The sequence below is a fragment of the Prescottella subtropica genome, from assembly GCF_005434945.1.
GTDB classification, from domain to species: Bacteria; Actinomycetota; Actinomycetes; order Mycobacteriales; family Mycobacteriaceae; genus Prescottella; species Prescottella subtropica.
This window is the reverse complement of the sequence record NZ_SKCH01000003.1, coordinates 255,418-270,004: the sequence shown is the minus strand read 5'-3', so window position 1 is coordinate 270,004 and position 14,587 is coordinate 255,418. Positions and strand designations below refer to the sequence as shown.

Genomic DNA, 14,587 nt, shown 5'->3' with positions numbered 1-14,587 from the left:
CCGGTCAGCCGACCTGGGTGTCGGGGACCCGGGCGACGTCGGTGGCCGGGGCGGCAGGGGTCTCGGGGGTGCCGGGGGCCGTGTTCTTCAGGGTGGCCGCATAGATGTCGACGTACTCCTGACCGGACAGCCGCATCAGCTTGTACATGACCTCGTCGGTGACGGCGCGTTCGACGAACCGGTTGCCGCCCATCCCCTCGAACCGGGAGAAGTCGATCGGCTCCCCGATCCGGATGGTCACCTTGGAGGGCTTCCACACCCGGGAGCCGATCGGGTTGACCTTCTCGGTGCCGATCATGGCGACGGGGATGACCGTGACGCCGGATTCGAGGGCGAGCCGGGCCATGCCGGTCTTGCCCTTGTAGAGACGGCCGTCGGGTGAGCGGGTGCCCTCGGGGTAGATACCGAGCAGCTTGCCCTGGCCGAGGACCCGCAGGCCCGCGTCGAGGGCGTCCTTGGCGGCCGACGCACCGGTGCGGTCGATCGGCACCTGGCCGACCGCGGAGAAGAACCACTTCTGGAACGCCCCCTTGGGGCCCGTACCGGTGAAGTACTCGCTCTTGGCGAGGAACGTGATACGCCGCTTGACCCGCAACGGCAGGAAGAAGGAGTCGAGCACGGCCTGGTGGTTGCTGGCGAGAATCGCCGGACCGTCCACCGGAATGTTCTCGGCGCCTTCGACTTTCGGGCGCCCGAGGAGCCACAGCTGGGGGCCCAGCAACACGTACTTAAACAGCCAGTACCACATGGTGTCCTTCCGGCCCCGGGGCTTACCTTTGCTCAAGACTGTACTCAGCAGTCTCGACGCCTGCCACACCGCACCGGGTCGCCCGCGGCACCGGTGAACACCGTCGGACGTGCATCAGAGCGCGGCCCGGGCGAGGTCCGCGGCACCGATCACGGCGGCGGATTCCCCGAGCAGGGTGTGCCGGATCCGGGCCAGCGGGCGATGCCCGGATCCGGTGACCAGCCGGGCGTAGTGTTCACGGGCGGCGTCGAGGAACAGCGGTGCCGAACTGCCGGCGCCGCCGCAGATCACGACGAGGTCCGGGTCGAACACGTCGGACACGGTCGCCAACCCCACTCCGAGCCACGTCGCGAAGTCGGCGAAGGTGGCCAGCGCGAGCGGATCCCCCTCGGCTGCGGCCGCCGCGATCCGGCGGCCCGTGAGCGTGCCCGGATCGACCGCGACGTCACGGGCCAGGACCGTCGACCCGGACGGGTCCGCGGCCAGCAGGTCCAGCGCCGTCTCGACGAGCGCGGTCCCACTGCAGTACCGCTCCCAGCAGCCGCGTTTGCCGCACGCGCAGGCCCGGCCGTCGGGGACGACCTGCAGGTGGCCGAGTTCCGGTGCCACGCCGAAGCTTCCACGATAGAGCCGGCCGTCGATCAGCAGTGCCGCGCCGATCCCGGTGCCGATGGCGACGACCACGACGTTGCGGCCGCCGGCGGCGGCACCGAACCGGGACTCGCCCCAGCCGGCGGCGTTGGCGTCGTGTTCGAGGACGACGGGGAGTCCGAGCCGGTCGCCGAGGATCCGGGCGACCGGTGCGTCGACCCACGGCAGGTGCGGCGCGAACCGCACCGTCGTCCGATCCGAGTCGACGAATCCGGCGACCGCGAGGCCGACGGCGGCGACCGGGTGCCGCGCGGCAAGTTCCCGCACGGCGCGTTCGATGCCGCACTCGAGGGCGTCGGCCGACTGCGGGGTCGGCGCACGGACGGAGTCGAGCACCTCCCCGGCCGCGTCGACGACCGAGGCCCGGATGCTGGTGCCGCCGACGTCGATACCGACGGTCGGGGGACCCGAGCGGGGTCCGCTCATGTCGTGATCGTGACGTCGATCGGCGCGAACGCCGACGACGGTGTCGGTGGTGGCGGCGTCGGTTCCCCGTCGGGTGGGGCGCCGGCGCCGCGTTCGTGTGCGTCGATCGTCTCCCGCAGTGCCGCCAGCACCGTCGACGCCTGCCCGGCGACGAGGGTCACCAGGTCGTGTTGTTCGCCGCGGATCAACGCCGCGAGCGCGCACAGCGGACACCACGAGCAGCTGCGGCAGCCGTCCGTGTCGGCGCCCGTCGCGGCGGATCCGGCGGCCTGCTGCGCCTTCGCGAGGATCGGGTCGAGCCGGTCGAGGACGACGTCGGCGAGGGCGCGCAGTTCCGCGATCAGTTCGGCATGGTCGTTCGTCACCGCGGCCACACCGCCGGGTCGGGCACGAACCGCACCACCAGGTCCGTCCCGTCGAAATCGGCGCCCGCGACGGTGCACCGTCGCAGCACCGAGGCCAGGCGCACGCGACGGCGTCTCCCGTCGGCCCCCACCAGCACGTCGTCCTCCACTCGTCCCAACGTCAGTGTCCCCGGGTCGACGAGCGGCAGGTGCATGCGCATCGTGTACACCGATTCCAGGTCGCCCGAACCCGATTCCCGCACCACCCGCACCGCGGGTTCGGCCCCGGCAGCACCTGCCGGGTCGGCCGGGTCCACCGGGGCGCCGCCGGGTTCCGTGTACACCGTTGCGGCGACGGCGGCGAGGGCGTCCCACCCTGTCGGTTCGGTCTCCGCGCACTCCGCCACCAGGACCGGGGTGGCGACGTCCACGACGTCGGATACCGAATCCGGGTGCGGCAGAATCCTGTTCACGATCATCGCATCGACGCGCAGCCCGGCGAGAGCGGCTGCCGACAGTACCCGGCGGGTCTCGGCGGCCGCGACCCGACCCGGCGTGGACACGACCCGCAGCGCGGTCCGGGACCGGTCGGCGAGCAGCGCCGCGACGGCTGCCGCGCTGTCCACGGCCCGGTCGAGCATCGCGACGGCGAAGGCCGTCCGGGGGTCGGCGGACGTCGCGGCGGTGATCCGCCGGTGCTGCGGCCACACCCGTTCGACGTACCCGGTGACGGTCTCGGGAATCGCCAACGCGCGCAGGGCATCCGCGGTCGGCGGACAGTCCACGACGACGACGTCCCAGCGTCCCGCCGCCGCGTACCGGGCGATCTCGCCGAGACCCAGGAGATCTTCGACGCCGGGCAGCCCGGTCAGCTCCTCCGGGGCGAGGTCGGTGAACTGTGCACCGTGATCGTGGGTGCCGGCGACCGCGAGGAACGCGACGAGCCCGCGGTAGCGCTGTTCGAGCAGGGTGAGCGTGTCGATCTCGACGGCGTCGAGTCCGTCCCGGATCCGGGTCTCGGTTCCGCGTCCGACCGGACGGCCCAGGACGTCGGACAGGGCGTGCGCCTGGTCCAGGGACGCGAGCAGTACCCGCCGTCCCGCCGCGGCGAGTGCCACCGCCGTCGCGGCCGCCATGGTGGTCCGGCCCGTCCCGCCCTTGCCGACGAACAGTCGCACCGCGGTGCCCGCACCGGGCCCCGCGGCGTTCAGCCCTCCACCCGCTTCTTGAGTTCCTTGAGGGCGGTGTCGGTGATGACCTTCTCCGCTTTCCGTTTGAACAGCCCGATCATCGGGATCGTCAGGTCGACGGTCAGCTCGTACGTCACCCGTGTCGACGCCCCGCCGTTCTCCGGTTCGAGGACGTACGAGCCGTGCTGCGCCTTCTGAATCTCCCCGGACACGAGTTCCCAGCTGACCGACAGCGCGTCGGGCGCCCACCGGTACTGCAGGACGTAGGTGTCCTCGACCATGCCGGCGTCGAGGACGAAACGGACTCGCTCGGCTCGGCCGCCGGGGCCGACGGCGAGAACCTCGACGGACGTCGCCGCGTCCACCCACACGGGGTAGGAGTCGAAGTCGGCGATCACACCCATCACGTGCTCGGCGGGTGCGTCGATGGTGATCGACCGCTGGGTCTTCTCGGCCATACCTCGGACGCTTCCTTTCAGAACGGGCTCGCTGCTGTCGCGGCGTGCACGTTCATCTCACACGACTTCCCGGTCACCGCACAATTCCCTACGCGGCGGGCGGTTCCCCGGCCGGCCGGCCGGCCTCGAGCTGCCGCTTGATCTCGAACGTCATCTCCTTGCCGGCGACGCGGCGCGCATGATTCATGCCGGCCAGGTCGAGGGACGCCAGGTCCTGCGGGCTCACCCCGGTCGGTTCGGCGTGCAGGAAGTAGTGGACGACGGTGCCGTCCATCACCGGTTCGAGCCACACCTCCATCGTCCCGGCCAGCGGGCCGGCGACGGTCCAGCGGATTCCCTTCTCCGCCCGGTCCTCTCGAACCTCGAGGACGAGGTCCGGCCACCAGGCCCGCCACCGTGCGGGTACGGACACGCGGGCGGCCACCTTCGCCGGGGCTGCGGCTACGAACGTCTGGTCGGAGACCTGAATGCTGCTCACTCCCACAGCTTCACACACCGGATCCGGCGGCGGTGACCCGGATTACACTGGACGGCGGTCCGACCCCGCCCGTGGGGTCGACGGCAGTGCCGCACGTCACGTTACGTCGGTCTATCGTGAGGGCCAGCAAAACTTACTCGCCAGTATCTGCAGTCCCGGAGGTTGTCGTGCCCGAGTTCAGCGTTCCTGCCAGCTTCACGGTCCCGGAGGACGCGTCCGCTGTCGATTCCGTCTTCGAGTTCGCGAGGACGACGCCGGGACACGTCGTCTACCGACGCCTGGTGAACGGCACCTGGACGAACGTGAGCGCACGGGAATTCGCCGGGCAGGTCGACGCGGTCGCCAAGGGCCTGATCGCCCGCGGTGTGCGCCCGGGCGACCGGGTCGCGCTGATGTCCGCGACCCGCTACGAGTGGCCATTGCTCGACTACGCCATCTGGGCGGCCGGCGGTGTCACCGTGCCGATCTACGAGACGTCGTCCGCCGAGCAGGTGCGGTGGATCCTCGAGGACTCCGCCGCTGTCGGGCTGATCGTGGAGACCGGCAAGCACGCGGCCACCGTCGCCGACGTCGCCGCGGCCGCCCCCGACTTGCGCGCGGTCCTGCAGATCGACCCGGCCGGAACCGATACCGGTGCCGTCGCGGTCCTGACCGCGGCCGGTGCCGACATCGCCGACGACGAGGTCACCGCCCGGGTCGCCGCGCTGCGCTCGTCCGATCCGGCGACGCTCATCTACACGTCGGGGACCACCGGCCGACCCAAGGGCTGCCAGCTCACCCACGCGAACCTCATCGCCGAGTCGAAGGGCATCGTCGCGTCGCCCCTCGGCGGCCTGCTCACCCAGCCGGGCGTGAGCACACTGATGTTCCTGCCGCTGGCGCACGTGCTGGCACGGGCGGTGTCCATCGCCGCGTTCGACGCCGGCGCCACCCTCGGGCACACCAGCGACATCCCGAACCTCGTCCCGACGTTCGCGCAGTTCCGGCCCGACTTCATCCTGTCCGTGCCGCGCGTGTTCGAGAAGGTGTACAACACCGCCCGGCAGAAGGCGCACAGCGAGGGCAAGGGCAAGATCTTCGACCTCGCCGCCGCCACCGCCGTCGAATGGAGCGAAGCGCAGGACACCGGCGGACCGGGCCTGCTGCTGGGCATCAAGCACACGATCTTCGACAAGCTCGTCTACTCGAAGCTGCGGGCCGCGCTCGGCGGCAGGTGCCAGCTCGCGATCTCCGGAGGCGCCCCGCTCGGCTCCCGGCTCGGGCATTTCTTCCGCGGCCTCGGCGTCACCATCTACGAGGGCTACGGCCTCACCGAGACGACCGCCGCGATCACCGTCAACACGATCGGCAACCAGAAGATCGGCTCGGTCGGAAAACCGTTGGCCGGCAACGCCGTCCGCATCGCCGCCGACGGCGAGATCCTGCTCAGCGGCCCCGTCGTCTTCACCGGGTACTGGCGCAACGAGAAGGCCGGTGCGGAAGCCCTCGCCGACGGCTGGTTCCACACCGGCGACCTCGGCACCGTCGACGCCGACGGCTACCTCACCATCACCGGCCGCAAGAAGGAGATCATCGTCACCGCGGGCGGCAAGAACGTCGCCCCCGCGCAACTCGAGGACCACCTGCGCGCGCACCCGCTGATCAGCCAGGCCATCGTCGTCGGCGACCAGAAACCGTTCATCGGTGCCCTCGTCACGATCGACGCCGAGGCTCTGCCCGGCTGGAGCGAACGCAACGGCAAACCCGCCGGCGCCACCGTCGCGGACCTGCTCACCGACGCCGACCTCGTCGCCGAGATCGACGCCGCCGTCGCCGACGCCAACAAACTCGTCTCGCACGCCGAGTCGATCAAGAAGTACCGCATCCTGCCCGTCGACTTCACCGAGGAGACCGGCGAACTCACCCCGACGATGAAACTCAAGCGGAACGTCGTACACGAGAGCTTCGCCACCGACATCGAGAAGATCTACGCCGGGTAATCACGTTGCAACGTAGTTGCAACGGTCCGCGTGGGACTCTCGTCGCGAGGTGTTCCCACACGTCGGGGGTGGGAAGGCCTTCTGCGCCGCGGTATCCGAGTCCCCTGTCGGGGGTAGGACTCGGGTACCGCGGCGCAGGTCGGAGTCGGCCGGTTCAGGCCAGCAGTGTGCGCAGGCGCGCACCGAGCACGTCCCACCGCCAGTGCGCCTGCACCCACTCCCGCCCGGCCGCACCCATCGCGGCCGCCCGCTCGGGGTCGGACAGCACGGCGATCACCTTCTCCGCGACGTCGTCCACATCGGTTCCGTCCACCACGAACCCGGTCTCGCCCTCGACGACGGTCTCCGGCGCTCCCCCGGAGCGGCCCGCGATCACGGGCACCCCCGACGCCGACGCCTCCAGGAACACGATGCCCAGGCCCTCGACGTCGAGGCCGCCGCCACGGGTGCGGCACGGCATGGCGAACACGTCCGCGATCGTGTGGTGTGCGGCCAGTTCCGCGGCCGGTACCCCGCCGGTGAACACGACGTGCTCGGCCACCCCGCACGTCTCGGCGAGCGCGTGCAGACGCTCCGCGTACGGGCCGCCGCCCACGATCACCAGGACCGCGCCGTCGATTCGGCGCCGGATCGCGGGCAGTGCCCGGATCAACTGGTCCTGCCCCTTGCGAGGTACCAGTCGGGACAGGCACAGGATCGTCGGCCGCTCCCCCAGCCCGTACCGGGCGCGCAGTTCCGCGCGTGCGGCCTGATCCGGGCGGAACGTGTCCGGGTCGACGCCCGGCGGCAGATGCTCGAGCGCGGCGTCGGCGCCGAACGCGGACGCGAACCGTCCACGCGTGTACCTGCTCACGAACGTGACGGTGTCGGTGTGCTCGCCGATCCGTCGAAGCGCCTGACGCGCACCGGGAATCATCGACCAGCCCACCTCGTGCCCGTGGGTGGAGGCGACGACGTGCCGGGCACCGGCCCGGCGCACGGCCGGTGCGAGCAGCGCCAGCGGGGCCGCCGCCCCGAACCACACGGTGTCGCACTCGTACCGTTCGACGAGGGTCGCCGCCCGCCGCGCGACGAACGGGGTGGGCAGCATGAGCGTCGTCGGATGCCGGACCACGTCGTACGGCTGGTCGGCGTCGAACCGGGTGTGGCTGTCGCCGCGCCAGCGCGGGGCGTACACCACCAGTTCGTCGGCCGGCAGTCGGCCGGCGAAAGTGTGCAGGTACGACTGGATCCCACCCGGTCGGGGCGGAAAATCGTTCGTCACCAACAGTGTTCGGCGCATGCGTCCACCGTAGGGGTCGGGGCTCCCGGCCCAGGAGTCAGGGTCGCGGCACCTGGTGCTCGACCCACGTCCCCCACGACCGGGCCAGATCGCCGCTGCTCTCCCCCAACGCGTCCCGGATCCGGTCGTCGAGTTGTGCGGCCGTGGCACGGCCCTGCGCGAGGTCCCGGTACAGCTCCCCGAGTCGCTGCTCGCCGTACTCGTCCGCGACGAACGCCGCCAGTGACCACGACGATTCGTAGGCGCGGCGGGCCACGTCCCCACCGGCCCCGAAGTCGGCATCGGCCGGTAGCGCCGTCGGCGGTCCGCCCGCGGCCACCGCGGCGCTCAGGGTGGGTGCGAGGGACCCGAACGTCGATTCCACACCGCGGTAACCGATGTAGTCGGCGTAGCCCTCGAGGATCCACATCGGCGAGCCGTCCTCGGTGACCGGTCGGGCCGCGACGTGGGTCAGTTCGTGCCGGAGCACCACGATCCGGGTCAGGTCCGTCAAACGTTCGGCCGATTCCGGGCTGAACACGATCCGCTGACCGGTCGCGGTCCGGGTGCCGTGGTCGACCGCGTCGGACACCGCGACGGCCGCGATGTCCGAACCGCTGTGTTCCTCACCCACCAGCGAGACGAACTCGTCCCGCGAGCCCGCGACCACGACGACGGCGCGGCGCGACCAGTCCTCACCCCACACGTCGGTGACGTGGTCGACGGCGTCACCGATCTCCGCGGCGAGCCGATCGATCATCGCGGCCTGCTCCGGGTGCCCCAGCACGATCGAGGAGCGGCCACCCGCACCGGGCACCTCCCGCACCACGAGGGGCCCGAAATCCCAGGGGCCGCGCCATGTCTCGCGACCGGAGTCGCCACCGGTGGTGTCGTCGACCAGTTTCCACTCGTCGCCGTGCCGGGCGAGGAGCAGCGAGACGGGCTTGCGGGTCGGCGCCGGGTCCGCGCCCGCGATCGCGTACCGCAGGTACACCGTCGGCGCCCACACGTCCGACGCGCCGAGACGGTCGGCGACCTCCGACGGAACCGGCGCCTCCGGATCGGACCCGATGTCGTAGGCGAACTCCGAGAACGGCACCGCCGCCGCGTTACGTGCCCGACGGATCTCCGCATCGAGGAAGCCCGGATCGGCGCCGGGGTCGAACAGGGCGGGCAGCGCCTCGGTGTCCCCGGAGCGGACCGCCCGGGCCCACTCGTCGAGCACCACCTGCGCCGCCGCACGGCGACCGTCGTCGTACGGGTCGGCGACCGGAACATCGGCCCGGACGTCCGGGCCGGCCGTCGGCTGGGAGAACGCCGCCAGCGACAACACCACGGCCGTCGCGACACCGAGACCGGTCAGCCCGATCCATTCCCACCGGCGCACCCGCCGCTTCGGCGGGGGACTCGGGAGGGGGGCGTCGTCGGGCACGTCCGAAAGTGTAGGAGGCGAGCCTCACACCGGGTGCACGCGGTCAGTATCGGCGCGCCCCGTGGAACGGCATCGACGCCATCGAATCGACCTTCACCGGGGTTCCGTACGTCGATGCGTGCAGGACGTTGCCGTCCCCGGCGTAGATACCGACGTGCGACGCGTCGTCGTAGAAGAGGACGACGTCGCCGGGCTGCAACTGCGAGCGGTCGACCGGGATGCCGCCCTGTGCCTGCGCCTGACTCGAGCGCGGCAGCGTCGTGCCCGTCTGCCGGTACGCCCACACGACCAGCCCCGAGCAGTCGTACGAGTCGGGTCCGGTCGCACCCCAGTTGTAGGGCTTGCCCACCTGCGTCAGGCCTGCCTGCAACGCCGCCGACCCCGATCCGGGGGCGAGACCGGTCAGGATACGGCCGGCGTCGAACCCGGGAGGGAACGCGGAGCCGGCGAGCTGCGCCCGCTCCGCCCCGGTGAGCCGGTCGAATGCGCGGGTGACGGCGTCGATCTGCTTCTGCAGTTCGCTCTGTTCGTGCTGGAGGTCGTCGCTGACGAGCCGGGCCTGTTCGGTGGCCGCGCGGGCGGCGTCCGCGGACGTCCGGGACGCGTCCGCGGCCGCCTTCGCATCCGCGGTGGCCTGCCGGAACTGTCCCACCGCCTTCGACGTGTCGTTCGAGATCACGTCGAGCGCCGACATCTGGTCGAGCAGCTGTTGCGGCGAATCGCTCGTCATCACCGCGAACAACCGGTTGGTGCGGGCCCCCTGGTAACTCGCGGCCACGAGTGCGTTCACGGTGGGCCGGAACTCCTCGAGCCGGGTCTGCGCCGCGGCGAGCGCACCCTGGTCGGCCGCCAGACGGGCCTCCGCGTCCCGCTGGGTCGCCTGCTTGCCGTCGAGATCGATCTGCGCGGCGTGCAGCACCTCGGTGGTCCGTTCGGATTCCCGGGACAGGTCCGCGAGCTGTTCGAGTGCGGCGGTCGGGTCGTCCACGACGGGGTCGGCGACGGCGACGGGGCCGGGAATCCCGACGAGCGTCAGCGAGAGCATGCCCGCCACCAGGGCGGCACGCATCGAACGTTTGATCGTCGACGACGGTTCGGGGACGGGCACGGCAGCGCGACTCTCCGTTTCTGGGATCGGTTCCGTCCGCGCGGCTCACGCCCGCAGCGGACTCCAAAGGTCTCGATCAGGTTACGGAACGGCATCGAGTCGTGTCCACCTCGCCTCCCGACGCGCAACGCCCCGGGGGCGGCCCCGACCGAATGTCGGAACCGCCCCCGGGGCGTGGAACCGCGGGACGCGTCAGGCGTAGCGGCGTGCGCCGTCGAACGGCATCGACGACACGGGCGCGTACTTGACCGGCTGACCGGCCGTCGATGCATGGATGACGTTGCCGTTGCCGGCGTAGATGCCGGAGTGGCTGCCGTTGTAGAAGGAGACCACGTCGCCGGGCTGCAGGTCGTCGTACGACACCGCGATGCCGGCGGCGGCCTGCTGGTAGCTCGTGCGCGGAAGGTTCAGGCCGGCCTGCTGGTAGGACCACTGGACCAGGCCAGAGCAGTCGAACGCGTCCGGACCGGCGGCGCCGTACACGTACGGCGAGCCGAGGCGGGACTCCGCGGCCTTGACGGCCTGCTGGCCGAGGCTCGAGACGGGCGCCGGGGCGGCGGGGAGTTCCGGTGCGACGCTTCCGGTGCCGAACTGCTGGGCGATACCGGGCGCGATGGCGCCGATCGCGGAGTCGACCTGCGCCTGCGTCACGCCGGGGATCTCCACGGTGCCGACACCCGGCACGTCGACGGGATCGGCGAGCGCCGGTGCTGCGGTGACCGTGACTGCTCCGACGGCAAGTGCGCCGGCGACGGCGGCGCGCCGCGCGGAACGCTTGAAAGTAGTTGACGCCACGAGAAGGGGAACTCCGTTTCTTCCGTTCGTCCGCCGACCGAGTTAGCTGACGGGTTCGGGCTGGGAAGATCAGCCCTACCCGGCGGCACCGCGAGTGCGGCTCCGACGGGATTCACCCCAAAGAAAACGTGGGTTCCCGGCACGTCCCCTCCGAGGAGGTTCCGATTAGGCGGTCCCAGCGATGCCGCTCCGGGTGGGGCGGCAAGACTCCGCTAGGTCTCGAGAAGATTACGAAAGCGCATCCGTCGTGTCGACTCGAACGCGCGGAAAATGCCCTTTTAGACCGTTTTGCATCATTTTTGGCATCCCGGTTCGCCGATCCCGTCACGAGTCGATAACGACCGACTCGCTTCCGGTGCCGAGCCCGCTCCGCCGCTGCTCCGACGCCGCTGCCGGCCCCGAATCCCCGACACCCGGGCGACGCGCGCCGACCCCCGGCGCACCGACCGTCGCACACGCATTGTGATGCTCGTCTCTTCCGGGCCGAATGCTCCGCGCCCGGCAGCGGGAGCGCCCCTGTCGGGGGGCGCCCCTATCCTCGACAGACGTGAGTGCCCCCGACCGAGCCCGCGGCGCCGGTGAACGACAACTGTCCTTCGACGAACTGGACACTCCCCTGCGCGACGTCACGTTCGTCGTCGTCGACCTCGAGACCACCGGCGGCAGCGCCGCCACCGATGCGATCACCGAGATCGGCGCGGTCAGGGTGCGCGGCGGCGAGATCCTCGGCGAGATGGCCACCCTCGTCGACCCGGACCGGGAGATCCCGCCGTACATCGTCGAGCTCACCGGCATCACGACCGCGATGGTGCGCGGAGCTCCCCGGATGGAGACCGTCCTCCCGGCGTTCCTCGAATTCGCCGGCGGCGCGGTCCTCGTCGCGCACAACGCCGGCTTCGACATCGGATTCCTGAAGGCCGCCGCGGCCCGCCTCGACCTGCCCTGGCCCCCGTTCCAGGTGCTGTGCACCGTCAAACTCGCCCGCCGGATCCTCGGCCGCGACGAGGCGCCGTCGGTGAAACTGTCCGCGCTCGCCCGACTGTTCGGGGCCGACACCACCCCCACCCACCGCGCGCTCGACGACGCCCGCGCCACCGTCGACGTCCTGCACGCCCTCATCGGGCGGGTCGGCAATCAGGGCGTGCACAGCCTGCCCGAGCTGCTCGACCATCGGCCGCGGGTGTCGGCGGCGCAGCGCGCCAAGCGCACCCTGGCCGACGGACTGCCCTGTACACCCGGCGTCTACCTGTTCCGAGGTCCGTCCGACGAGGTGCTCTACGTCGGGACCGCGGTCGATCTGCGGCGCCGGGTCCGCACCTACTTCACCGGCTCGGAGACGCGCAGCCGGATGACGGAGATGATCGGGCTCGCCACCCGCGTCGACCACGTCGAATGCGCGCACGCACTCGAGGCCGGGGTGCGCGAGTTGCGGCTGATCGGCGCGCACGTCCCGCCGTACAACCGGCGGTCGAAGTTCCCGATGCGCGGCTGGTGGGTCGTGCTCACCGACGAGGCGTTCCCGCGGCCGTCGGTGGTCCGCACCCCGGCCCCCGACGCGCTGGGCCCGTTCCGGTCCCGCACCGACGCCGCCGACGCCGCCCTCACGCTCGCCGAGTTCTGCGGCCTGCGCACCTGCACGACCCGGATCGGCCGGGGCCGGCACCACGGTCCGCAGTGCCCGCCCCGCGAGGTCGGTGGCTGCCCCGCGATCGCCGACGACCCGGACGGCTACCGGATCGCCCCCGAGCGGGCGCGCTCGCTGATCCGGGGCGACGACGACACCGCCCTGCACCGGATGCGTGATCGTGTCGACCGGCTCGCCGCCGACCAACTGTTCGAGAACGCGGCCCGGCTCCGCGACCGGGTCGCGACGTTCGGGACGGTACTGCGCCGCCTGCAACGCCTCGCCGCGCTCGCCGCCGTCGACGAACTCGTCGCCGCGCGGCCCCGGACCGAGGGCGGCTGGGAGTTCGCGGTGATCCGGTCCGGCCGGCTGGCGTCGGCCGGGATCGCCGACCGCGGGGTGCCGCCGATGCCGGTCGTCGACGCCCTCACCGCCGCCGCCGAGACCGTCCGGCCCGACGACACCCCGCTGCGCGGCGCCTCACCCGAAGAGCTCGCGCTCGTCGCCCGTTGGCTCGAGAGTGACGGTGTGCGGATCGTGCGGGTCAGCGACGGCTGGCGCGAACCCGCGCACGGGGCCGGCGCGTGGGAGAGCTGGTACGCGCTCGCCCGCGACGCACAACCGCCTACTGTGTTCACCGAACGCCAGAACACCCGAGGAGCCACATGATCAACGCGATCGTCATGATCCACGCCGAGTCCGACCGGATCCCGGAGACCGCGCAAGCGGTCGCCGACGTCGACGGCGTGTCCGAGGTCTACTCGTGCGCCGGGGACGTCGATCTGATCGCGATCGTGAAGGTCCGCGACCACGCCCGGATCGCCGAGGTCGTCACCGAACGCATCAACAAGGTGCCCGGGGTGCTCCGGACCGCGACGCACATCGCGTTCCAGTCCTACTCGAGCGCCGACGTCGAGGCCGCGTTCTCTATCGGGGAGTAGCCAACTGCGTCGTCAGCGACGCCCACCGGTCGAGCAGCGCCGAGGCCGCCCCCGAGTCGATCGCGTGGGCGGCCTTGCGCATTCCCGCCGCCAGCGACTCCTCGAGGTCACCCTCGAGTCCGTCGAACGCCGCGATCGCGCCGGCCGCGTTCAACAGGACCGCGTCCCGCACCGGACCGGGGTCGCCGGCGAAGATTCCCCGCGCCACCCGCGCATTGTGGTCGGCGTTGCCGCCGCGCAGCGCGTCGAGGGACACCCGGGTGATCCCCAGATCCGTCGGATCCAGCTTCTGCGTCCGCACCGTCCCCCCGGACACGACGTGCACCACCGACGTCGTCGACGTCGTGAGCTCGTCGAGGCCGTCGTCGCCGCGCACCACCAGCGCCGAGTTGCCGCGTCCCGCGAGCACACCGGCGATCACCTCGATCAGGTCCTCGAACGCGCACCCGATCAGGCCCGCACGCGGGCGGGCCGGGTTGGTCAGCGGACCGAGCACGTTGAACACGGTCGGGATGCCGATCTCCTTGCGCGGCGCCCCCGCGAACCGCAGCGCCGGATGGAACACCGGCGCGAAACAGAAACCGATCCCGGCCTCGTCGACACACCGTGCGACGGCCGCCGCACCGAGATTGATGTGCACCCCGAGCGCCTCGAGAACGTCGGCACCGCCACTCTTCGACGACGCCGCCCGGTTCCCGTGCTTGACGACCCGGACCCCGGCCGCGGCCACGACGACCGACGCCATCGTCGAGATGTTGACGGTGTTGGAGCGGTCCCCGCCCGTGCCGACGATGTCGACGACGTCCGGCGACACCGGCACGGTCGTCGCATGCCCGAGCATCGAGTCCGCCAGGCCCTCCAGCTCGCCGGGCGTGGCGCCCTTCATCTTCAATGCGACGCCGAACGCCGCGATCTGCGCCGCGGTCGCGTTGTCGGACATGATCTCGTCCATCGCCCACGCGGTGTCGGCGGCCGACAGGTCACGTCGATCGGTGAGGGCGCCGAGGACGGCGGGCCAGCTCCGGTCGACCGCGCCCGTCCCTCGCTGTGTGCCCTGCGCTGCCGACCGTCGCTCCATCACGACCCCTTCTACTTCCTCGTCCACCGACTGCTCGGTGATCCTCGTCGCACCGCAGCTTAGTGCGCGCACAC

14 protein-coding genes and 1 riboswitch are annotated in these 14,587 nt (G+C 71.5%); of the genes, 3 read left to right on the top strand and 11 right to left on the bottom strand.

Annotation, left to right across the window (positions count from 1 at the left end; all coding sequences use genetic code 11):
• Window positions 1-4: 4 nt before the first annotated feature.
• From E0497_RS05625 to E0497_RS05600, 6 genes are all read right to left on the bottom strand, one after another.
• Entirely contained in the window at window positions 5-748 is a 744-nt protein-coding gene (locus E0497_RS05625; RefSeq protein WP_137723793.1) for a lysophospholipid acyltransferase family protein, read from the bottom strand.
• A gap of 114 nt (window positions 749-862) precedes the next feature.
• Window positions 863-1,825, bottom strand: a complete 963-nt coding sequence (locus E0497_RS05620; protein ID WP_137723792.1) for an ROK family protein — start codon at window positions 1,823-1,825, stop codon at window positions 863-865.
• Complete coding sequence (locus tag E0497_RS05615; RefSeq protein ID WP_241665724.1) at window positions 1,822-2,190, bottom strand: hypothetical protein; 369 nt, start codon at window positions 2,188-2,190, stop codon at window positions 1,822-1,824. The genes E0497_RS05620 and E0497_RS05615 overlap by 4 nt, the downstream gene beginning before the upstream one ends.
• A complete protein-coding gene (locus tag E0497_RS05610) occupies window positions 2,187-3,347 on the bottom strand; it encodes an ArsA family ATPase (RefSeq protein WP_137723790.1) in 1,161 nt (386 codons plus the stop codon). The genes E0497_RS05615 and E0497_RS05610 overlap by 4 nt, the downstream gene beginning before the upstream one ends.
• Before the next feature lie 29 nt (window positions 3,348-3,376).
• The gene (locus E0497_RS05605) at window positions 3,377-3,817 is read right to left on the bottom strand and encodes an SRPBCC family protein (protein WP_137723789.1); all 441 of its coding nucleotides are present in this window, start codon (window positions 3,815-3,817) and stop codon (window positions 3,377-3,379) included.
• Between the two features lie 88 nt (window positions 3,818-3,905).
• Entirely contained in the window at window positions 3,906-4,295 is a 390-nt protein-coding gene (locus E0497_RS05600; RefSeq protein ID WP_137723788.1) for a polyketide cyclase / dehydrase and lipid transport, read from the bottom strand.
• 167 nt (window positions 4,296-4,462) lie between these two features.
• On the opposite strand from E0497_RS05600, the gene E0497_RS05595 reads away from it, so the two are divergent.
• Window positions 4,463-6,274 (top strand): AMP-dependent synthetase/ligase, encoded by a 1,812-nt coding sequence (locus E0497_RS05595; protein WP_137723787.1) that lies wholly within the window; start codon window positions 4,463-4,465, stop codon window positions 6,272-6,274.
• A 154-nt stretch (window positions 6,275-6,428) separates the two neighbouring features.
• Here E0497_RS05595 and E0497_RS05590 read toward each other — a convergent pair whose 3' ends face one another.
• The 4 genes from E0497_RS05590 to E0497_RS05575 all read right to left on the bottom strand — a co-directional run bounded on the left by E0497_RS05590 (window position 6,429) and on the right by E0497_RS05575 (window position 10,870).
• Window positions 6,429-7,556 carry a glycosyltransferase family 4 protein gene (locus tag E0497_RS05590; protein WP_137723786.1) on the bottom strand — a complete coding sequence of 376 codons (1,128 nt, stop codon included), beginning with the start codon at window positions 7,554-7,556 and terminating at the stop codon, window positions 6,429-6,431.
• A gap of 37 nt (window positions 7,557-7,593) precedes the next feature.
• Window positions 7,594-8,922, bottom strand: coding sequence for a hypothetical protein (locus tag E0497_RS05585; RefSeq protein WP_137723857.1), 1,329 nt, complete (start codon window positions 8,920-8,922; stop codon window positions 7,594-7,596).
• Between the two features lie 88 nt (window positions 8,923-9,010).
• Entirely contained in the window at window positions 9,011-10,036 is a 1,026-nt protein-coding gene (locus E0497_RS05580; RefSeq protein WP_137723856.1) for a C40 family peptidase, read from the bottom strand.
• A 231-nt stretch (window positions 10,037-10,267) separates the two neighbouring features.
• Complete coding sequence (locus E0497_RS05575; protein WP_137723785.1) at window positions 10,268-10,870, bottom strand: C40 family peptidase; 603 nt, start codon at window positions 10,868-10,870, stop codon at window positions 10,268-10,270.
• A gap of 15 nt (window positions 10,871-10,885) precedes the next feature.
• Window positions 10,886-11,052, bottom strand: a riboswitch (cyclic di-AMP (ydaO/yuaA leader).
• A 365-nt stretch (window positions 11,053-11,417) separates the two neighbouring features.
• Between E0497_RS05575 and E0497_RS05570 the strand changes: the two genes are divergently transcribed.
• A complete protein-coding gene (locus E0497_RS05570) occupies window positions 11,418-13,163 on the top strand; it encodes a DEDD exonuclease domain-containing protein (RefSeq protein WP_241665722.1) in 1,746 nt (581 codons plus the stop codon).
• Window positions 13,160-13,435: an Lrp/AsnC family transcriptional regulator gene (locus E0497_RS05565; RefSeq protein WP_137723783.1), complete on the top strand. Its 276-nt coding sequence runs from the start codon at window positions 13,160-13,162 to the stop codon at window positions 13,433-13,435. The genes E0497_RS05570 and E0497_RS05565 overlap by 4 nt, the downstream gene beginning before the upstream one ends.
• On the opposite strand, the gene trpD is transcribed toward E0497_RS05565, so the two are convergent.
• Window positions 13,422-14,513: an anthranilate phosphoribosyltransferase gene (gene trpD / locus E0497_RS05560; RefSeq protein ID WP_137723782.1), complete on the bottom strand. Its 1,092-nt coding sequence runs from the start codon at window positions 14,511-14,513 to the stop codon at window positions 13,422-13,424. The two genes, E0497_RS05565 and trpD, sit on opposite strands and share 14 nt — an antisense overlap.
• Window positions 14,514-14,587 lie beyond the last annotated feature (74 nt).